Source organism: Corynebacterium bovis DSM 20582 = CIP 54.80 (genome assembly GCF_030408615.1).
GTDB lineage: Bacteria > Actinomycetota > Actinomycetes > Mycobacteriales > Mycobacteriaceae > Corynebacterium > Corynebacterium bovis.
Genome location: NZ_CP047187.1, coordinates 1,983,958 through 2,003,789, shown reverse-complemented (window position 1 = coordinate 2,003,789; position 19,832 = coordinate 1,983,958). Strand labels below are relative to the sequence as shown.

At 75.0% G+C, this 19,832-nt stretch carries 16 protein-coding genes; 7 read left to right on the top strand and 9 right to left on the bottom strand.

Features of this window, described 5'->3' with window-relative positions; translation table 11 throughout:
* Positions 1–62 precede the first annotated feature (62 nt).
* From CBOVI_RS08125 to CBOVI_RS08095, 7 genes are all read right to left on the bottom strand, one after another.
* The gene (locus CBOVI_RS08125) at positions 63–713 is read right to left on the bottom strand and encodes a hypothetical protein (protein WP_010265834.1); all 651 of its coding nucleotides are present in this window, start codon (positions 711–713) and stop codon (positions 63–65) included.
* Positions 710–2,071 carry a hypothetical protein gene (locus CBOVI_RS08120; RefSeq protein ID WP_125185810.1) on the bottom strand — a complete coding sequence of 454 codons (1,362 nt, stop codon included), beginning with the start codon at positions 2,069–2,071 and terminating at the stop codon, positions 710–712. The genes CBOVI_RS08125 and CBOVI_RS08120 overlap by 4 nt, the downstream gene beginning before the upstream one ends.
* Entirely contained in the window at positions 2,068–2,823 is a 756-nt protein-coding gene (locus CBOVI_RS08115) for an ABC transporter ATP-binding protein (RefSeq protein ID WP_010273339.1), read from the bottom strand. Before CBOVI_RS08115 ends, CBOVI_RS08120 begins: the two co-directional genes overlap by 4 nt.
* A gap of 202 nt (positions 2,824–3,025) precedes the next feature.
* Positions 3,026–3,340: a mycoredoxin gene (locus CBOVI_RS08110; RefSeq protein ID WP_010273340.1), complete on the bottom strand. Its 315-nt coding sequence runs from the start codon at positions 3,338–3,340 to the stop codon at positions 3,026–3,028.
* 33 nt (positions 3,341–3,373) lie between these two features.
* Positions 3,374–4,060: a dihydrofolate reductase gene (locus tag CBOVI_RS08105; RefSeq protein ID WP_010273343.1), complete on the bottom strand. Its 687-nt coding sequence runs from the start codon at positions 4,058–4,060 to the stop codon at positions 3,374–3,376.
* Positions 4,057–4,863, bottom strand: a complete 807-nt coding sequence (locus CBOVI_RS08100; RefSeq protein ID WP_010273345.1) for a thymidylate synthase — start codon at positions 4,861–4,863, stop codon at positions 4,057–4,059. The genes CBOVI_RS08105 and CBOVI_RS08100 overlap by 4 nt, the downstream gene beginning before the upstream one ends.
* A 56-nt stretch (positions 4,864–4,919) precedes the next feature.
* Entirely contained in the window at positions 4,920–5,684 is a 765-nt protein-coding gene (locus tag CBOVI_RS08095; protein ID WP_010273347.1) for a 3'(2'),5'-bisphosphate nucleotidase CysQ, read from the bottom strand.
* 26 nt (positions 5,685–5,710) lie between these two features.
* Between CBOVI_RS08095 and CBOVI_RS08090 the strand changes: the two genes are divergently transcribed.
* From CBOVI_RS08090 to CBOVI_RS08060, 7 genes are all read left to right on the top strand, one after another.
* Positions 5,711–10,780, top strand: coding sequence for an Lhr family helicase (locus CBOVI_RS08090; RefSeq protein WP_183273632.1), 5,070 nt, complete (start codon positions 5,711–5,713; stop codon positions 10,778–10,780).
* 125 nt (positions 10,781–10,905) lie between these two features.
* Entirely contained in the window at positions 10,906–11,748 is an 843-nt protein-coding gene (locus tag CBOVI_RS08085) for a DNA-formamidopyrimidine glycosylase family protein (RefSeq protein WP_010270770.1), read from the top strand.
* 335 nt (positions 11,749–12,083) lie between these two features.
* Complete coding sequence (locus CBOVI_RS08080) at positions 12,084–13,190, top strand: ABC transporter ATP-binding protein (RefSeq protein ID WP_029157929.1); 1,107 nt, start codon at positions 12,084–12,086, stop codon at positions 13,188–13,190.
* Positions 13,187–14,098 carry a carbohydrate ABC transporter permease gene (locus CBOVI_RS08075; RefSeq protein WP_010270765.1) on the top strand — a complete coding sequence of 304 codons (912 nt, stop codon included), beginning with the start codon at positions 13,187–13,189 and terminating at the stop codon, positions 14,096–14,098. Before CBOVI_RS08080 ends, CBOVI_RS08075 begins: the two co-directional genes overlap by 4 nt.
* Positions 14,095–14,979: a carbohydrate ABC transporter permease gene (locus CBOVI_RS08070; protein ID WP_010270763.1), complete on the top strand. Its 885-nt coding sequence runs from the start codon at positions 14,095–14,097 to the stop codon at positions 14,977–14,979. Before CBOVI_RS08075 ends, CBOVI_RS08070 begins: the two co-directional genes overlap by 4 nt.
* Positions 14,976–16,343 carry an extracellular solute-binding protein gene (locus CBOVI_RS08065; RefSeq protein ID WP_010270760.1) on the top strand — a complete coding sequence of 456 codons (1,368 nt, stop codon included), beginning with the start codon at positions 14,976–14,978 and terminating at the stop codon, positions 16,341–16,343. Before CBOVI_RS08070 ends, CBOVI_RS08065 begins: the two co-directional genes overlap by 4 nt.
* A complete protein-coding gene (locus CBOVI_RS08060) occupies positions 16,340–17,080 on the top strand; it encodes a hypothetical protein (RefSeq protein ID WP_010270757.1) in 741 nt (246 codons plus the stop codon). The genes CBOVI_RS08065 and CBOVI_RS08060 overlap by 4 nt, the downstream gene beginning before the upstream one ends.
* Positions 17,081–17,085: 5 nt before the next feature.
* Here the strand turns inward: CBOVI_RS08060 and CBOVI_RS08055 are convergent, their stop codons facing one another.
* Positions 17,086–18,126 (bottom strand): LacI family DNA-binding transcriptional regulator, encoded by a 1,041-nt coding sequence (locus tag CBOVI_RS08055; RefSeq protein ID WP_010270754.1) that lies wholly within the window; start codon positions 18,124–18,126, stop codon positions 17,086–17,088.
* A gap of 111 nt (positions 18,127–18,237) precedes the next feature.
* Positions 18,238–19,812: a mannitol dehydrogenase family protein gene (locus tag CBOVI_RS08050; RefSeq protein ID WP_010270751.1), complete on the bottom strand. Its 1,575-nt coding sequence runs from the start codon at positions 19,810–19,812 to the stop codon at positions 18,238–18,240.
* Positions 19,813–19,832: the final 20 nt, after the last annotated feature.

Below are 19,832 nucleotides of genomic sequence, written 5' to 3'. Positions count from 1 at the left end.
TACCGGCTCCACACCTGCGGCACGGGACGTTTCGGAAACAAAATCCGGCCCGGGCCGCCGGGTCACTCGCCGTGGGAGACGGCCCGGTTCGTCGCCCCCGCGTAGCGCTGGTGGAGGACCAGGGCGACGACGACCACCGCGGCGGTCACCGCGACGGTCCACGGGTCCCACCACGCGCCGGGCTTCGTCATGGCGGCGAGGGGCCAGAAGAACTCCGTGGAGCGGGTCATGAGGACGAGGTACCCGGCGACGTACACCGCCATCCCGGTCGCGGCCCCGCGCAGCGGTCCGAGGAGAACCACGCCGATGAGGACCACCCCCGCGGTGAACAGGGCGTTGTTGATGACGACCTCCGCCTGGGGCTGTCCCTCCGGCGTCGAGTACGTCGCGATGAGGCGGGACCACACGACGACCGCGAGGGCGGCGGTGGACCCGACCGTCCACGCTGCGGCCCCGGCGGCGGCCCAGCGGGTCGGCCGTCTCCGGAGTTCCCACGGCATGAGCCGGGGGTGGAGGAGGACCGCGGTGAGGGCCGCGTGGAGCACGACGATGATCTCACCGGCGGGGATTCCGCCGAAGACCTGGGTCCGTCCGAGGGGGGACTCGATGCCGGCGGCCCCGCCGAACCAGACGGAGACGGCGGCGAGGACGAACACCACCACGGCGAACCCGGCGTGCCGGACGCGGACCGCCGGGTGGAGGCGGGGCCTCACCGGCCCGCCCCGTCGGCCGCGGGCAGCGTGAACGTGCACGTGGCGACGGCCTCCCGGTTCTCCCGGAGGAGGCGCTGGACCTCGGCGACGGGCACGGTCGAGAGGTCGGTGAGCGAGGGGACCTCCAACGACCCGGCGACGTTCGGCTCCGCCGGGATCTCCGCCGGGGCGGGCCCGCCGAAGCCGGGGGACAGCTGGGAGGTGCCGTCGTCGGTCACGATCTGTCCGTCCCCGGGGACGTCCTCGCGGAGCCAGGCCCCGAGGGCGAGGCTCGTCGCGACCGCCGCCGGCGGGGAGGTCTCCCCGCAGGCGAACGTCCCGGCCAGGCTGTCGGCGAGGAGGGCGGGGACGGTGCTGTCGTTCTCGCGGCTCACGCCGATGAGGAGCACGTCCTTCGTGTCCGTCGGGGTGGCCGCATCCTGGTCCCGGAGTTCGCGGACCGGTCGCTCGCCGGGGCCGTAGCGGGCGAGGACGGAGGCCACCCCGGGGGCGATGAGCTCCCGCAACGGCTCGTTCGCGGGGGCGAGGCATACCGGCAGCCCGGCGATGTCCCGGCACACCGGCGTCGGGGCCGCCGCCGTGAGCGGTTCGGCCACGGCCGCGCCGCCGCCCGCGAGCAGGGCGACGGCGGCGACCGCTGCGCCGGCGACCGGTGCGGTCGACCGCACCGGCACCGCGAGCAGGCGGTGGACCGCGAACCACGCCGCCGCGAGGAGGACACCGGCGGCGACGACGAGGAGGATGAAGTACCCGGGCGTCGGCTGGGTCGTCACGAACCTCCCGGGGGACCGCACCGGGGAGAGGAGCCAGGCGGGCCGGACTCCGTTCGAGGCCGGGATGTTGACGAGGAAGGCCAGGCCACCGGCGAGGAGGGGGGCGACGATGACGGGGAGGGAGCGGGTCGCGGCCCCGACGGCCGCCCCGATGACGCTGAGGGCGAGCAGGTAGACGAGGGCGACGAGGACGGACGGGAGGTAGGGGGCGGGGCTGCCGGTGGCCGAGCCCGACGTGACGACGATGAGCGGCACCTGGCCCGCAAGGTACGCGAGACAGGAGAAACCGGCCCACACGGCCGTGACGGTGACGGCCGCGCGGCCCCGGTCGCGGCTGCCGAGGCCCGTCCCGGTGGCGGCCCCGGGCCGGCACAGGCGTGCGGTCGTCAGCGCCGGGACGGCGGCGGCGACCGGGCCGCAGTACGCGACGGCGGAGGTCATCGACTCCAGGGTGTCCGCCCACCGTTGGTAGGTCATCCCCATCTCGCCGGTGGACTGGGCGAAGGAGATGCCCGCCACGGCGAGGAGCCCGGCGACGCCGAGGAGGAGGGATGTGGGGGACCCGAGTCTGCGCAGGACGGTCATGACGCGCGCACCTCCGCGATGAGGTCACGGTAGGCGAGTTCGAAGCTGCTGCCCTCGGTCTCGGCGACGTCGGGAACCCGGGAGGAGAGGTCGTCCCACGTGCCGACGTAGGCGAGGGAGCCGGCGGCGAGGACCGCGACGGTGCCGTCGATGAACCGGAGGTCCTCGACCATGTGGGTGGACATGACGACGGACGCCTCCCGGCTCACCGCGCGGATGACCTTGCGGACCTCGACGCGCACCTCGGGGTCGAGGCCGACCGTGGGCTCGTCGAGGAAGACGAGGGCCGGACGGTTCATGAGTGCGGCGGCGATACCGAGGCGGCGCAGCTGCCCGCCGGAGAGGGCGCGGGTCCGCTGCCCGGCCTTCGCGGTGAGCTCGAAGGCCTCGAGCAGTTCGCGGCCGCGGGCGCGGGCCGCCGACCGGGTCATGGAGTAGGTCCACCCGATGTACTCCAGGGTGTCCTCGCAGGTCATGGAGGGGACGAAGGAGACGTTCTGGGGGACGAGCCCGACGGACCTGCGGTACTCGTCGACGGTCGAGCGGGTGACGGGCGTGCCGTCGTAGGTCAGGGTGCCGTGGCGGGGGGCGATCAGGGTGGTGGCGACACCCATGAGCGTGGACTTCCCACCGCCGTTCGGGCCGATGAGCGCGGTGAAGCCGGAGCCGATGTCGAGCGAGACGTTGTCGAGGGCGGTCGTCGTCCTCCCCAGCCGGTGGTAGGTGACGGAGACGGAGTCGAGCTGGAGCATGTCACCGCCCTCCCTTCTCCGGGGACGGGTGGGGCGGTGGCGCCGGGTGGCGGTGCGTGGTGGTCACGGGCTGGTCCTCTCTGACGGCCGGTGGTGGCGGCCCCGCGGGGCGGGGTGGCGTCAGAGTAGAAGCCCGGGACGGGGATGTCACGGGTTTATGAGGGAATCCTCAGCATATTGTGCGGTTCGCCGGAGGGGTCCGTCACTCGCCCCGGTGGCCCTCCAGCCACTGCCGCACCGCGCTGGCCGGCGGGTTCGTCGCGTGCGAGCCGTCGGCGAAGTGGACCGTCGGCACCACGCGGTTACCGCCGTTGACGGACTCCACCCACCGCCCGGCGGTCGGGTTGTCCTCGACGTCGACGCGCGTGTACGGCGTGCCCGTGCGGTCGAGGGCCCGGGTGAGCCGGGAGCAGAACGGGCACCACGTGGTCGTGTACAGGGTGACGGTGTCGTCCCCCTCGGCGGCGCCGTTGTGGTAGGTCGCGGCGAGGTCGGACAGGGCGGGGCGGTCGGTCATCGGTTCTCCTCGGGGGTCGGGGTGGGGTGGGGGTCAGGGGTGCAGGGGACGACGACGCGACGTGCGCGTGTACTCGCGGATGCGGTAGCGCAGGTGCGTCTCGCCGGTGAGGGCGGTGCCGTTCTCCGAGGTCAGCCACGGGCCGGACGAGACCTCCCACTCCCCGGTGCGCACGGCGTCGTCCATCGACGGGGCCGTGACGGTGAACCGGTCCGGGGACCCGCACCCGATCTCCGTGACGACGACGCGGTCGGAGACCGGCAGACACTGCCGGTAGATCTGCCCGCCGCCGAGGATCCACACGGTGCGGCCGGTGGCGGAGCCGTCGCGCAGCGCCTCCGCCGCGGCGGACACGGACGCGGGCACGGACGTGACGACCGTCCCGCCGGGGGCGTCGTAGGACCCGTCCCGGCTGACGACGATGTTCACGCGGCCGGGCAGGGGGCGGTACCCGTCGGCGAGGGCCTCCCACGAGATCCGGCCCATGACGACGGGCGCGCCGCGCGTCGAGTCGGTGAAGTGCCGGAGGTCCTCGGGCAGGTGCCAGGGCATGTCCGCGCCGTCGCCGATGACCCCGGCCGTCGTCTGCGCCCAGATCATCGCGATCTCGACGTCGTCCGGCAGGTCCGCCCGCACCGTCGCGAGGTCGAGCGGCGGGTGGGCGGCGTCGTCCCCCGCCCGGGCGGCGTCGTCCCGTGGGGCGCCGTGCGTGCCGGTCACACCGCCACCTCCCCCCGGATCGCCGGGTGCGGGTCGTACCCCTCGACGGAGATGTCGTCGAACCCGTAACTGAACATGTCCGGCGCGGGGCGCAGGCGCAGCCGCGGCAACGGGCGCGCCTCCCGGCTGAGCTGCAGCTTCACCTGCTCGACGTGGTTGTCGTAGATGTGGCAGTCCCCGCCGGTCCACACGAACTCGCCGACCTCCAGGCCCGCCTGCTGGGCGAACATGTGGGTGAGCAGCGCGTAACTGGCGATGTTGAACGGCACGCCGAGGAACATGTCCGCGCTGCGCTGGTAGAGCTGGCAGGACAGGGTGCCGTCCGCGACGTACAGCTGGAACAGCAGGTGGCACGGGGGGAGGGCCATTGCGTCGAGCTCCGCGACGTTCCACGCGCTGACGATCGTGCGCCGCGAGTCCGGGTTCGTCCGCAGGGTCTCGACGGCCCGGGCGATCTGGTCGATGTGCCGGCCGTCCGGGGTGGGCCAGCTGCGCCACTGGACGCCGTAGACGGGGCCGAGGTCGCCCTCGGCGTCCGCCCACTCGTCCCAGATGGAGATGCCGTGGTCGTGGAGGAACCGCACGTTCGAGTCCCCCCGGAGGAACCACAGCAGCTCCCCGATGACGGACTTCAGGTGGACCTTCTTCGTCGTGACGAGCGGGAAACCCGCGGACAGGTCGAAGCGCATCTGGCGGGCGAACAGGGAGGTCGTCCCGGTGCCGGTGCGGTCGTCCTTGCGGGTCCCGTGGGCGAGGATCTCCGCGAGGAGGTCCTCGTAGGGGGTGGGCGGGGTCTGGCTCATGGCTACGAGAGTAGGTGGCGGAGGCGGTCCGTGCGTCGTCGGGGTCGTCGGGCCCGCTACAGCGAGTACGACCCGTGCTCGGCGTGGAAGTCCGCGGCGGCGTCGAGGACCGGGCCGGCGAGCTCGGGGCGGCAGATGAGCAGGTCCGGCAGGTACGTCGACTCGTGGTTGTAGGTGAGCTCGCTGCCGTCGAGGCGGCTGCAGTGCAGCCCGGCGGCGAGGCACACGCCCACCGGCGCGGCGTTGTCCCACTCGTACTGCCCGCCCGCGTGGACGTAGGCGTCGTTGTCCCCCAGGAGCACACTCATGGCCTTCGCCCCGCACGAGCCCATCGTCGTCGTCTCCATCCCCAGGGCCCCGGCGATGTGCCCGGCGATCGTGGGCGTGCTGTTGTGCGAGATGACCAGCCGGTTCGTCCGCGGGCCGAGGACCGCGCGGACCTCCCCGGTGTGGAACACGCGGCCGAGGTCGGGCATCCCGACGGCGGCGTGGGTCACCCGGCCGTCCTCGACGAGGGCGATGTGCACGGCCCAGTCCTGGCGGCCGCCGGCGAACTCCTTCGTCCCGTCGAGGGGGTCGACGATCCACACGCGGTCGTTGTCCAGCCGGTCGGGGCTGTCCGCCGCCTCCTCGGACAGGAAGCCGTCGTGCGGCCGGTGCTGGAGCAGGACCCGTGCGATCCAGTCCTGGGCGAGCGCGTCGCCCGCGTCGCCCAGTTCGGTGCCGCGGAGCAGGCCCACGTTCCGCACACCCTTGAGGATCTCGCCGGTGCCGAGCGCGAGGCGGAGGGTGAGCGTCGCATCATCTACGTTCGCCGTCATGCCTGACACCCTAGTAGGTTGAGGGGATGGTCACACGAGCCCCGGCCCCCGGTGACAGCTCTCACGGTGATCCGGCGGGCGACCCGGCGGACGATCCGCTGGACCTGTTCCACCCGCCCGTCGCGGCGTGGTTCCGCGAGGTCTTCACGGAGCCGACGGCCGTCCAGCGGGCCGCGTGGCGGGCCGTCGCGGCGGGGGAGCACGCGCTCGTCGTCGCCCCGACGGGGTCGGGCAAGACCCTCGCCGCCTTCCTCTGGGCCCTGTCCCGGCTGAGTCCGGGCGGGTTTCTCCAGCACACCGACGGTGGGGACGACCCCGGACCGGGGGCGGGGGCCGGTGCGGGGAGGGGGACGACGCCGCGCTCCGGGCGGTCCGGGCGCACCCCCGGGTCGGGGACGCGGGTGCTGTACATCTCGCCGCTGAAGGCCCTCGGCGTGGACGTCGACCGGAACCTCGCCGTGCCGCTCGCGGGCATCGCGCGGACGGCGGAGGCGACGGGCGACGACGTCGCACCCGTCCGGGTGGGGGTGAGGTCGGGGGACACCCCCGCCGCGGAGCGGGCGCGGCTGCTGCGCACCCCGCCCGAGATCCTCATCACCACCCCCGAGTCGCTCTACCTCATGCTCACCTCGAAGGCGGCGGGGACGCTCCGGGACGTCGACACCGTCATCGTCGACGAGATCCACGCCGTCGCCGGGACGAAGCGCGGCAGCCACCTCGCGCTGAGCCTCGAACGCCTCGAGGCCGTGACGGGGGCGCCCGTGCAGCGCATCGGGCTGTCCGCGACGGTCAACCCGGTGGACACGGTCGCGGCGTTCCTCGGCGGCGACCGGCCGGTGACCGTCGTCAACCCCCCGGCGCACAAGGCGTGGGACGTCCACGTGCGGAGCGTCGTCGAGGACTTCCGGGACCCGCCCGGGATCGACGGCGAGGGTGCCGGGGACGGTGCCGGGGACGGGGTGGAGGTCGGGGACGGGGACCCGCCGGTCGACGACGCGCTCGTCGGCCCCACCCTCATCGGCGAGGGCGTCGGCGGGGCGACCCCTCCCGGCAGCGGGCGACGCGTGGCCTCCGGGGTGGACCGGGAGTCCGCCCTGCCCACGCAACGCTCCGTGTGGCCGCACGTGCAGCGGGCCGTCTACGGGCGGATCACCCGGCACCGCTCGACGCTCGTGTTCGTCAACGCCCGGCGCACCGCCGAACGCCTCACCGGCGCGCTCAACGAGATGTGGGCCGAGGAGCACGACCCGGACGCGCTCGCCGCGCCGACCCGCCGCGACCCCGCGCAGGTCATGGCCCAGTCCGCGCGGGTGCCCGGGGCGCCGGCGGTCATCGCCCGGGCGCACCACGGGTCCGTGTCGAAGGACGAACGGGCGGACATCGAGGCCGCGCTGAAGTCCGGGGAGCTGCGGTGCGTCGTCGCGACGTCGAGCCTCGAGCTCGGCATCGACATGGGGCTCGTCGACCACGTCATCCAGGTCGGGGCCCCGCCGTCGGTGTCCGCGGCGGTGCAGCGGTTCGGCCGCGCCGGGCACACCGTCGGCGCGGTGTCCTCCGGCACGGTGTACCCGCTGCACCGGCAGGACGCGGAGATCGCGACGGTCGTCGTCGACCGGATGCTCGCCGGCGACCTCGAACCCGTCGAGGTCGTCACCAACGCGCTCGACGTGCTCGCCCAGCAGACCGTCGCCGTCACCGCGCAGGCCGCCGTCGTCGCGGGGCTCGACGGGGACGACGGGGACGGGGACGACGGGGACGGGGCGCGCGCCGGCACGGTCGCGGTCGAGGACTGGTTCCGCCGCGTCCGCCGCGCCCACCCCTACGCCGCCCTGCCCCGGGAGGCGTTCGACGGCGTCGTCGACCTCGTCAGCGGCCGCTACCCCTCGACCGACTTCGCCGGGCTCCGGCCCCGCGTCGTCTACGACCCCGTCGCCGGGACCCTCGAGGCCCGGCCCGGCGCGCAACGGCTCGCCGTGACCTCCGGCGGGACGATCCCCGACCGGGGAATGTTCGGCGTCTTCCTCGCCACCGGGGACGACGGCGGCACCGGCGGGGCGGGCGGCACCGGCGGCCGGCGGGTCGGCGAGCTCGACGAGGAGATGGTCTACGAGTCGCGCGTCGGCGACGTCTTCACCCTCGGCGCGTCCAGCTGGCGCATCACCGACATCACCCGCGACCGGGTCGTCGTCGTCCCCGCCGCGGGCCACACGGGCCGCCTGCCGTTCTGGACCGGCGACGGCGAGGGCCGCCCCGCCGGGCTCGCCGCCGTCATCGGCCGCTGCCGCCGCGCCTGGGGCCGGGGCGGCGACGGCGACCTGCGGGACGCCCCGTTCCTCGACGACAACACCCGGGCCAACCTCGACTCCTTCTACGCCAGCCAGCGGGAGACCACCGGGACCGTGCCCGACGACCGCACGCTCCTCGTCGAACGCTTCCGGGACGAGGTCGGGGACTGGCGCGTCGTCGTCCACTCCCCGTACGGCCGGGGCGTCAACGCGCCGTGGGCCCTCGCGCTCGGGGTGGAGCTCGAACGCCGCTCCGGGATCGACGCCATGCCCGTCGCCGGGGACGACGGGATCGTCCTGCGGCTGCCGTACACCGAGGAGCCGCCCGGGGTGGAGCTCCTCACCGGGGTCGGGGACGACGCCGGCGCCCCCGCGGACCTCGTCCTCGGCGACGTCACCGGCGCGGTCGGCGGGTCGGCGCTCTTCGCCGCCCGGTTCCGCGAGTGCGCCGCCCGGTCGCTCCTGCTGCCCCGCCGCAGCCCCGGGGCGCGTCAGCCGCTGTGGCAGCAGCGGCAGCGGGCCGCCCAGCTGCTCGACGTCGCCCGGCAGCACCCGGAGTTCCCCGTCATGGTCGAGACGATGCGCGAATGCCTCCACGACGTCTACGACCTCGACGCCCTCGCCCGGCTCGTCACCGCCGCCGCCGGGGCCGCCGCCGGGGCCGCGGGCGGGCGGGTGCGCGTCGCCGAGGTCACGACCGACACCCCCGGCGAGTTCGCCCGGTCCCTCCTGTTCAGCTACACCGGCGCGTTCATGTACGAGGGGGACTCCGCGGAACGCTCCGCCGCGCTGGCCGTCGACCCGGCGCTGCTCGCCGCGGTGCTCGGCCGGAGCGGCGGGGGACTCGTCCTCGACGCGGACGTCGTCGCGGACACCGTGGCCGCCCTCCAGTGGCTCGCCGACGGCCGGCGGGCCCGCTCCGCCGAGCAGGTCGTCGACATGCTCCGCGAACTCGGGCCGTTGACCCCGGAGGAGGTGGAGCGCCGCTGCGACGGCGACGCCGCCGCCCGTGCCGCGACCCTGGACGCGGTCCGGGCGATGATCCCGCGCCGGGTGTGCGCGGTGCGGGTCGGCGGGACCGGGCGGCTGGCCGTCGTCGAGGACGCGCCGCTGCTCCGCGACGGGCTCGGCGTGCCCGTGCCGCCGGGGGTCGCCGCGGACACGGGGACCGTCCGGGACGCCGTCGACCAGCTGCTCCTGCGGTGGGCGCGCGGCCGGGGGCCGTTCACGGCCGCCGAGGCCGCGGCGGAGTTCGGGCTCGGGGTGGCCACGGCCGGGGCGGTGCTGCGCCGGTGGGTGCAGGGACGACGCCTCGAGTCCGGGGTGTTCGAGGTCGGCGGGGACACCGGCGGGGCGGGGGAGGGACCCGGGGAGGGGACGACGCGGTTCGTCGACGTCGCCGTCCTCCGGCGGCTCCGCGCGGCGACGCTGGCCCGCGCCCGGGGTGCGCTCGACCCGGTGAGCCCGCAGACCTACGCGGAGTTCGTCGCGTCCTGGCACGGCCTCGGCCAGTGCACCCGGGACGAGCTGCCCGGCGTCCTCGAACAGCTCGCCGGCTGCGCCCTCCCGGCGAGCGCGTGGGAGACCGTCGTCCTCCCCGCGCGGATCCCGGACGTCCGGCCCGCGGACCTCGACGACCTCCTCGCCACCGGGGAGGTCCTCGCCGTCGGCGCGGGCACCGCGGGGACGGACGACCCGCTGGTCATGCTCCTGCCCGCGGACCTCGCCCCGGTGCTCCTGCCGGAGCCGGGGGAGGGCACGGCCGTCGGCCCGCTCGCCGCGGCGGTCCACGGACACCTGCGCGGCGGGGGCGCGTTCCTCGCCGCGGAGGTCACCCGGGCGCTCGGCGCGGACGCCGACCACGCCGCCGTCGACGACGCCCTGTGGGAGCTCTTCGACGCCGGGCTCGTCACCCCGGACTCCTTCGCCCCGCTCCGCGCGCGGCTCGCCGGGGTGGGCCGTCCGGGGTCGGGCACGCGCGCCGGCAGCGCCCACCGCGCGCCGCGCCGGGGCCGGGACCGGGGCCGCGGGGCCGGGCGCCTGCGCATGGGCCGCACGACGTTCGCCCAGACCGTCCGCTCGGAGGAGGTGCGGGCCCGGCGGGAGGCGATGAACGCGCACGCCGGCGCGCCGGGCCGCTGGTCGGCCGCGCCGGAGCCCTCGACCTCCGCCGCCGACCGGGCCGTCGCGCAGGGGGAGGCGTGGCTCGACCGTTACGGCGTCGTCACCCGCGGCTCGATCGTCGCCGAACACGCCGAGGGCGGGTTCGCGCAGGTCTACCGCACGCTCTCCGCGTGGGAGGACAGCGGCGCGGTGCTGCGCGGGTACGTCGTCGACGGGCTCGGCGGGGCGCAGTTCGCCTCCCGCGGGGTCATCGACCAGCTGCGGCGCACGGAGGACTCCCGGTCCGGCGGGGACACGCCCCCGGTGCTCCTCGCCGCCGCCGACCCGGCGAACCCGTTCGGGGCGGCCCTGCCCTGGCCGGCGTCCGGGTCGACGCCGACGCGGGGCGCGGGGGCGCTCGTCGTCCTCTCCCGGGGCCGGTGCCTCGCCCACCTCACCCGGGGCGGGCGGACGGTGACCGTCTTCGGCCCGCCCTCCTTCGACGACGCCGCACCGGGGGACGACGCCGTGCCGGCGGAGGACGTGGCGACCGTCGTCGGGGTGCTCGCCGACGCGGTGCGGGCGGGGCGGGTCTCCCCGGTGACGGTGGAGCGGCTCAACGGCCGGGACGTCATGGAGGCCGACACCCGGGCGTGGGTCGCCGCCGGGGCGCGGCTCACGCCGAAGGGGCTGAGCGTGCGCGGGTGACGGGGCGCGCGGGGCGGTGGTCCGGGGCCGCGGCGCGGGGCCGGCGGCGTATCCTCGGACGCCACCGGCCGCACGACCCCGTGACCCCGTGACCCCGTGACCGCACGACCCGGCGGAGGTGAGACATGCCGGAAGGGGACTCCGTCCTCCAGCTCTCCGAGCGGATGCAGTGGATGACCGGCCGCACCGTCACCCACTGCGACATCCGCGTGCCCCGCCACGCCACGGAGGACCTCACCGGCCGCACGGTGCGCCGGGTGTGGCCGTACGGCAAGCACTTCTTCATCGACGCCGGCGGGCGCATCCTCCACACCCACCTGCGGATGGAGGGGGTGTGGTCCGTCCACCGCGTCGGCGACCGGTGGAGGCGCCCGGCGCACACGGCGCGCGTCGTCCTCCGCTTCCCCCCGCAGCACCCCGGCGGCCCCGCGATCGAGACCGTCGGGCACAGCCTGGGGTTCGTGCGGCTCCTCGACGCGGACGAGTATCCGCAGGTCATCGGGCATCTGGGGCCGGACATCCTCGACCCCGGGTGGGGGGACGACGGCCGCGCCGAGGCCGTCCGGCGGCTCCTCGCGCGGCCCGGGCGGCCGGTCGGGGCGGCACTGCTGGACCAGCGGGTCGTCGCCGGGATCGGCAACGAGTACCGGGCGGAGGTGTGCTTCCTCGCCGGCGTGGACCCGCGGGACAGCGTCGCCGCGGTGGGGGAGGAGCGGGCCGTCCGGGCGCTGGACCTCGCCCGCCGGACGATGTGGGACAACCGGTCCGAACCCCGGCGGGTGTTCACCGGCGACCGGCGGCCGGGGTGGGGGAACTGGGTCTTCGGCCGCGCGGACCGGCCGTGCCGGAGGTGCGGGACGACGCTGCGCACCGGGGTCCTCGGGGGGCCGGACGCCGGGGGCGACGACGGCGAGCTCGAGCGCATCATCTGGTGGTGCCCGCACTGCCAGCCGCGGCGCGGGGGGTGAGGGGACGCCCCCGTGAGGTGGAGCCCCGTGAGCTGAAGGCCCGGGAGGTGAAGGCCTGGTAGAGAACGTTCCCATAAATCTGCCGTACGACAGAACTTCACCGAAAGTTCACCCGACAAACATACAGCGCACAGCCTTTCATGATCCCATGGGAACGTTCCCACGACCAGAGGGGTGAGGCGCCCGCCGTGCCGCGGCGCCGTCACGTCGTCGAACCGCAGTGGTCCCCGGGAACCGGACCCGCCCCCGGCACCGACCGCCCGGCACCGACCGGCACCGGCCGCCGTCGCGGGCCCCGCCCGTCCCCGTCCGTCACACCCACGGAGGCACCCCCCGTGTCAGCCATCGTCTTCGACAACGCCACCCTCATCCACGACAACGCCACGACCCCGTCCATCGACTCGCTCACCCTCACCGTCGAGGACGGCGAGTTCATGGCCCTCGTCGGCCCCTCCGGCAGCGGGAAGTCCACCACGCTGCGCATGATCGCCGGGCTGGAGGACGTCACCTCCGGCGCGATCCGGCTCGGCGGCCGCGACGTCACCGGCGTCGCCCCCGCCGACCGCGACATCGCCATGGTCTTCCAGACCTACGCCCTCTACCCCCACATGACCGTCGGGCAGAACATGGAGTTCGCCCTGCGCATGCAGGGCATCGACGCCGACGAACGCCGCACCCGCGTCCGCGAGGTCGCCGCGCTCCTCGGCCTCGCCGACCACCTCGACCGGCGGCCCCGCGACCTCTCCGGCGGCCAGCGGCAGCGCGTCGCCATGGGCCGGGCCATCGCCCGCCGCCCGTCCGTGTTCCTCATGGACGAGCCCCTGTCCAACCTCGACGCCGTCCTCCGCGTCGCCACCCGCGCGAACATCGTCGACCTCCAGCGCCGGCTCGGCACCACGACCGTCTACGTCACCCACGACCAGGTCGAGGCCATGACGATGGCCCACCGCATCGCCGTCCTCGCCGACGGCCGCCTCCAGCAGGTCGGCACGCCGCGCGAGCTCTACGACCGGCCCGGCAACCTCTTCGTCGCCGGGTTCCTCGGCTCGCCGTCGATGAACCTCCTCCCGCTCGTCCTCGACGGCCACGGGGGCGCGACCGCCCACGCCGGCGCCACGACCGTCGCCGTCCCCCGCGACATCCGGGAGGCCGCGCCGACCGGGCGGGTCACCCTCGGCGTCCGCTGCGAGGACCTGGAGTTCGTCACCCCGGACGGCCCCGACGCCGACCTCACGGTCACCGTGCGCTTCGTCGAGGACACCGGCAGCGACTGCTACGTCCGCACGGTGCCCGGGGACCAGGGGGTCGACGACGACCACCCCGTGATCGTCCGCACCACCCGGGACGCCGCCCCCGCGGCCGGGACCCGCGTCGGCCTGCGCATCCGCCCCGGCGCCGCGCACTGGTTCGACACCGACGGGGAGGGGGCGATCCGGCCGTGACCGCACCGAGCCCCGCCCGCGCCCGGGCCGCCGCCCGGCGCCGCCCCCTGTGGCCCTGGCTGTTCCTCCTGCCCGCCCTGCTCCTGTTCGCGGTGTTCGACTACTACCCGTTCCTCCGCGCCGTCGTCCTGTCCTTCCAGGCCACCGACCTCTTCGGCCGGCCCGCCGGGTGGGCCGGCCTGGAGAACTACACCGTCATGCTCTCCAGCGGCGAGTTCTGGTCCACCTTCGCCTGGACGCTCGTGTTCACCGTCGCCTCGACGGTCGTCAAGCTCGTCCTCGGCCTCGCGATCGCGGTGCCGCTCGCCCGCCGGCTGCGCGGCACCGCCGTCCTCCGCAGCGCCGTGCTCATCCCCATGGCCGTGTCCACCGCCGTCGGGGCCCTCATCTTCTCCCAGATCCTCGCCCCGTCCGTCGGCCCCGCCGACCAGCTCGCCGACCTCGTCGGCCTCGGCCCGGTCGGCTGGCTCACCGACGCGGGGTGGGCGCGGGTGTCCGTGCTCGTCGTCGACACGTGGGCCGGGATCTCCTTCGTCGTGCTCCTGCTCCTCGCCGCGATCGACGGCGTCCCCGGCGACATCACCGAGGCCGCGGGGCTCGACGGCTGCACGGGCCTGCGCTACATCCGCCACATGCTCGTGCCCTCGATCGCGCCGATGCTGCTCTTCCTCGCGGTGACCCAGTCCGTCGCGGCGCTGCGGGAGTTCACCGTCATCAACGCGCTCACCGGCGGCGGACCCGCCGGGGCCACGCAGACGCTCGTCGTCGACCTCTACACCCGGGCCTTCGGCGACTCCACCAACGACTACTCCAGTGCCGCGGCGAGCGGCATGGTCCTCGCGGTCTTCATCGTCGTCCTCTCGGCGGTGCAGTTCGCCCTGTCAGCACGGAAGGTGACGTACCGGTGACCACCACGACCACGACACACCCGACCCGGAAACCCCCGCGCCCCGCGCGCCGCCCCCGGCGGTCCCGCGTGACCGTCGGCACCGTCCTCACGGTCGTGTGGCTCACGCTGACCGCCCTCGCCGTCGCCGCGCCCGTGATCTACGCCGTCCTCGGCGCGCTCCACCCGACGACCGCCCTCACCGGCGGGATCGGCGGGCTCGTCGGCGACGGGTGGACCCTCGAGAACATCCGCAACGCCTGGGACCGGTCGTCCATCACCGACCAGCTGCTCAACAGCGTCACCGTCACGGTCGTCCAGACCGCCGCCCAGTTCGTCACCGCGGTCCTCGCCGCGTACGCCCTGGTCTTCGGCCGGATGCGGTTCACCGGCGTCATCGCGGTGGCGCTCGTCGTCCCCATGATGCTGCCCCAGGAGGTCAACATCCTCGGCAACTTCCTCACCGTCCGGCAGCTCGGGCTCTACGACCAGGTCCCGGCGATCTTCCTGCCGTTCCTCGCGAACGCGCTGACGATCTTCCTGTTCATCCAGGCGTTCCGCCGGTTCCCGACGGAGATCCACGAGGCCGCCCGCCTCGAGGGCGTCGGACCGCTGCGGTTCCTCGTCCAGTTCGTCCTCCCCCTCAACGCGCCGGTGTGCATGACCGCGCTCATCACCTCCGCCGTCGCCGCGTGGAACGGCTACATGTGGCCGCTGCTCGTGACGATGTCGGATGAGGTGCGCACGATCCAGCCGGGCCTGAAGTCCCTGTCCAGCGAGAACTCCTCCGACACCGGGATGGTCCTCGCGGGCCTGCTCCTGGCGTCCCTGCCCATGCTCGTCCTCGTGCTGCTCGGCCAACGCCACCTCAGCCGGGGCCTGACGGAAGGAGCGGTGAAATGACCCGCCTGTCCCGACCCCGCGCCGCCCGGACGGCCACCCGGACCGTCGCCCGGACCGTCGCCGCGGCCCTCGCCGCCACCGGCCTCCTCGGCGTCGCCGCGTGCGGTGGCGGCACCGCCGAACAGGTCACCGCCGACGGTGCCGTCACCGTCCAGTTCTGGTACGGCGTCTCCGGGGCGGCCGGGGACTACCTCAAGCAGAAGGTGGCGGAGTTCAACGACGCCCACCGCGGCCGCATCACCGTCGAGGCCTCCTACCAGGGCGGATACGAGGACACCTTCGCCAAACTCGCCGCGAGCATCCAGACCGGCGACGTGCCCACCCTCATGCAGGCCTCCGACGTGCAGTCCGCGTACATGCGGGACTCCGGCATCGTCGAACCCGTGCAGGACCTCCTCGGGGCCGACGGCCGTACCGTCGCCGACGGCCTCCTGCCCATCGTCCGCAACTACTACGAGACCGCCGGCACCCTGTGGTCCATGCCGATGTTCGTCTCCCAGCCGGTGATGTACCTCAACAACGCCGTGCTGCGGGAGGCGGGCGTCGACCCCGCCGGGCTGCGCACGTTCGACGACGTCCTCGGGGCCGCGCAGACGATCCACCGGGTGACCGGCCGGGCCGGGCTGACGTTCCCCGTCGACAGCTGGTGGGCCGAGCAGTTCGCCGCCGCGTCGGACCGGCTGTGGTGCACGCCCGGCAACGGCGTCGGCGACACCCGGGCCACCGCCCTCAACGCCGACGACCCGGCGCTGCTCGACCTCTGGGACCGGCTCGCGGCGATGTACGCCGACGGGTCCCTGGCCAACCTCGGCACGTCCGGCGACAAACTCGTCGGCGCGTTGAGCGCGGGCACCGTCGGCATCCTCTTCAACTCCTCCGGCGGCCTCTCCGCCGTCGAGAAGGCGAAGATCGACGTCACCGTCGCCCCCATGCCCCGGGTCTCGGACCGCACGGGGTCCGCCCCGGGCGGGAACTCGCTGTGGGTGCTCAAGGAGGGGAAGGACGGCGCCCGCCTCCGCGCGGCCGCCGAGTTCGTCCGTTTCGTCGGGTCCGCGGCCTTCCAGGGCGACGTGCTGAAGACCACCGGCTACCTGCCCTCGACCGCCGAGGCGGCGCAGGCCGCCCGGGCGTCCGCCGACGCGAACCGCCGGGTGCTCCTCGACAACGAGGCCCGCACCCCGGCCACGCCCGTCACCGCCGGCTGCCACCTCGGCGCCCTCAACGAGGTCCGCGCGGACGTGCGCACCGCCATGGCGCGGATCGCGGCCGGGGAGTCACCCCGGGAACAGTTCGCCGAGGTGCAGGACAAGGCCGAGACCGCCGTCCGGCGGTACGAGACGAGAGTGGAGGCGACCCAGAAGTGACACGGACGGCGCAGGAGACGCGGGTCCGGGCGGCCGACGCGGAACGGCGCGACGCCCTCGCGAAATGGCACACCCCGGAGGAACCCCGGCGCTACCACGGGTGGAGCATCATCTCCCCGGTGCCGGACGCCTCCCCGGCCCTGCGCCACGGCGCGGACGTCCTCGCCGCCCTCCGGCGCGACGTCCCCGCCGGCGAACTCACCCGCCACCCGGCGTCGAGCCTCCACATGACCGTCGCGCCGGGCATGAGCGCCGCCGGGGCCGACGGCGCCGACGGGACGATGCCCCGGTGGGTGACCCCCGGCATGACGCACCGGGACCGCGCCCTCGGGGTGCTGCACCGGCTCACCGCGGCCGACCTGCCGCCCGTCGGGCCCGTCGACGTCACCGTCCGGGAGGTCACCCTGCGGGGCAACGCGGCGGTCGTCGTCGACCCCGTCGACGGCGGGACCCTGGAACGGTTCCGCGCCGCCGTGTGGGAGGCCGTGTGGGGCGCGGGCGGTTCCGGTCGCGCCGCGGCGGCGACCCCGGGGGAGGGGGCCGGCGACGGCTACCGCTTCCACGTCACCCTGGCCTACCGGCTGCGGGACACCGCGCTGCCCGACGACCGGCTCCGCGCGCTGGAGGACGGGTACCTGCGGACCCTCACGCAGGACGGGCCGGTCCTCCGGCTCGACCCGCCGGCGTTCTCCGTGTTCGACAGCATGGTGGCCTTCCCGCCGCTGCTGAGGTTCTGAGCCGCTCAGCGGCGGGGCGGCGGACCGGCCGTCGTCCCTGTCAGCAACCAGCCCGGGACCGTCCGGCGCACCGGGCCGTCGGCCGGGTCCGGACCCCCGCCCCCGACGAGGTCGACGACGAGATCCCCGGCGAGCTCCGCGATCCGCTCGACGGGCTGCCGCACCGTCGTCAACCCCAGCAGGTCGACACCGTCGGTCAACCCGTCGCTGCCCGTCAACGACACGTCGCCGGGGACCGACAGGCCCCGGGCCCGCAGCCCCCGCCACACCGCGAGCAGCAGGCGGTCGTGCAGGCACGCCACCGCCGTCGCCCCCGTCCCCCGGACCACCCGGTCGACGAGGTCGTCCACGTCGTGCCCGGCGGTGACGTCGTACTCCGTGACCTCCACGCCGAGCTCCCGCGCCCGCGCGACGAGCGCCGCGCTGCGCACGTGGGACCCGAGGGAGTGGGCGGGGTCCACCACCTCGACGACGATCCGCCGGTGACCGAGCGCGTGCAGGTGCCCGGCGAGCGCCCGGCCGTTCGCCGGCTCGTCGTTCGCGATGCAGTGCACCCCCGGCGACGGGTCCGGCCGCGCGACGACGACCAACGGCACCCGGGACGACCACTCGACGAGCACCGGCGACGGCACACTGCCGCTGGCGACGAGGATGCCCCGCACCCGCAGCGAGGCGATGTTCGCGAGCAGCTCCTCCTCACTCACCGGGTGCGGGCCGACGACCGTCTCCTGGACGACGTGGAACCCCCGGGCGCGCAACCGCTTCTGGAGCAGCAGGTTCAACCGCGCGTAGTACGGCGAGTCGATGTTGCGGATGAGCAGGCCCAGGGACTCGCCCCCGCCCGTGCGCAGGGACCCGCCGCGCATCGACCGCGCCGCCGCCGTCGGCACGTACCCGAGGTCACGCACGACCTCCGTGACCCGGGTCCGGGTCGCGTCCGCCACCCGCCCGTCCCCGCGGAGCACCCGGGAGACCGTCGACGTCGACACCCCCGCGGCGGCGGCGACGTCGGTGATGGTCGGCCGGGGGTTCGGGGTGGGGGACATGGTGCCTCCTGGTCTCGGCGGGGACGGGGACGACGGCGTGCGGCCGCGGTCCCGGGCGTCACGTCCACCGATACTAGGCTGCGGCGCGCACCCCGGCGCCCGCTCCGGCGCTCACTCCGACCCGGCGGCCGCCTCCGCGTCGAGCTCGGCGAGGAGCAGGTCCAGCGTCGCGTCCGCACCCCGGGTGTGCAGGGACTCCAGGACGCGGGCGTACGCGGCGGTGAACCTGGGCTCGTCGACGAGGTCGCCGAAGACCTCGCGGTCGCGGAGGAAGGACAGCGGGTCGGTCCGGTACCCCTGCGCGGCGGCGGTGAGCCGGTCGGCCATCCGGTCGACGACGCGGATCGGGCGGCCCTGCTCGTCGGTGCCCTCGGCGTACCGCGCCCAGGCGGCGACGACCGCGGCCGCGAGGAGCACCGGCCGGCCGGCCGCGAGGTTCTCGCGCACGACCGGGAGCAGCCACTTCGGGATGCGGTCGGAACTCTCCGCGCACAGCCGGGCGACGGTGTCCTTCACCGCGGTGTTGCCGAACCGCTCGATGAGCGTGTGGCGGTACCGGTCGAGGTCGACGCCGGGCAGCGGGCGGAGCGTCGGCGTGGCCTCCCGTTCCATGTACGCCAGGAGGAACCGCCGGAAGCGGGGGTCGGCCATGACGTCGTGGACCATCCGGTGGCCGGCGAGGTACCCGAGGTAGCACAGCGCCTGGTGGGAGGCGTTGAGGAGCCGCAGCTTCATGAGCTCGTAGGGCACCACGTCCGCGACGACCTCGACGCCGACCTCCTCGAGCGGCGGCCGGCCGTCGGTGAAGGAGTCCTCGAGGACCCACTGCGTGTAGTCCTCGGCGACGACGGGCCAGGCGTCGACGTAGCCGCGCCGGCGGATGTCCGCGCGGTCGTCGTCGGTCGTCTCCGGGGTGATCCGGTCGACCATCGAGTTGGGGAACGCGACGTGGTCGCGCACCCACGCGGCGAGGTCCGCGTCGACCCCCTCGGCGAAGGCGGTGAACGCCCGCCGGGCGACGTCCCCGTTGCCCTGGATGTTGTCGCAGCTCATGACCGTGAACGGGGTCGCCCCGGCCGCCCTGCGCCCGGCGAGGGCGGCGGTGACGAGCCCGAAGAAGGTCCGCAGGTCGCCGGTGCGCCCGGCCCGCAGTTCGGCGGTGTCGTGGGCGACGTGCTCCTGCCCGGTGAGGAACCCGCCGGTGACGTGGTCCGTGTTGTAGCCGCCCTCGGTGACGGTGAGGCTGACGATCCGGGTCGACGGGTCCGTCAGCAGGCGGACGGCGGCGCCCGGGTCGTCCGGGGCGAAGACGTAGCCGGTGATGCTGCCGATGACCCGCCGGTCCTCGGTGCCGTCCGGTGCCTTCGTCGTCAGGGTGTACAGGTGGTCCTGGCCGGTGAGGGCGTCGCGCATCCGCACGTCGGAGGGCATGACGCCGAGGCCGGTCACGGCCCAGTCGAGTGCCCGGCCGCGGGTCATGAGCCGGTCGAGGTACATCGCCTGGTGGGCGCGGTGGAACCCGCCGACGCCGATGTGCACGATGCCGGGGCGGGTCGCCGCGCGGTCGTAGGAGGGCACGGCCGTCGGGGTCGTGGCGGAGGTGTCGGACGCGATCCGGGGCAGGGCGGCGGTGCTGAGCCGGGGGAGGTCGGTGCCGGTGGGGTCGGTGCTGGTCAGGTCGGTCATGGTGTGGTCCTCGGGGGTCG

Excerpts from the sequence above, each read along its gene's own strand:
- CBOVI_RS08120 (WP_125185810.1), bottom strand. The coding sequence starts at position 2,071 with ATGACCGTCCTGCGCAGACTCGGGTCCCCCACATCCCTCCTCCTCGGC.
- CBOVI_RS08115 (WP_010273339.1), bottom strand. The coding sequence starts at position 2,823 with ATGCTCCAGCTCGACTCCGTCTCCGTCACCTACCACCGGCTGGGGAGG.
- CBOVI_RS08110 (WP_010273340.1), bottom strand. The coding sequence starts at position 3,340 with ATGACCGACCGCCCCGCCCTGTCCGACCTCGCCGCGACCTACCACAAC.
- CBOVI_RS08100 (WP_010273345.1), bottom strand. The coding sequence starts at position 4,863 with ATGAGCCAGACCCCGCCCACCCCCTACGAGGACCTCCTCGCGGAGATC.
- CBOVI_RS08095 (WP_010273347.1), bottom strand. The coding sequence starts at position 5,684 with ATGACGGCGAACGTAGATGATGCGACGCTCACCCTCCGCCTCGCGCTC.
- CBOVI_RS08090 (WP_183273632.1), top strand. The coding sequence starts at position 5,711 with ATGGTCACACGAGCCCCGGCCCCCGGTGACAGCTCTCACGGTGATCCG.
- CBOVI_RS08085 (WP_010270770.1), top strand. The coding sequence starts at position 10,906 with ATGCCGGAAGGGGACTCCGTCCTCCAGCTCTCCGAGCGGATGCAGTGG.
- CBOVI_RS08065 (WP_010270760.1), top strand. The coding sequence starts at position 14,976 with ATGACCCGCCTGTCCCGACCCCGCGCCGCCCGGACGGCCACCCGGACC.
- CBOVI_RS08055 (WP_010270754.1), bottom strand. The coding sequence starts at position 18,126 with ATGTCCCCCACCCCGAACCCCCGGCCGACCATCACCGACGTCGCCGCC.
- CBOVI_RS08050 (WP_010270751.1), bottom strand. The coding sequence starts at position 19,812 with ATGACCGACCTGACCAGCACCGACCCCACCGGCACCGACCTCCCCCGG.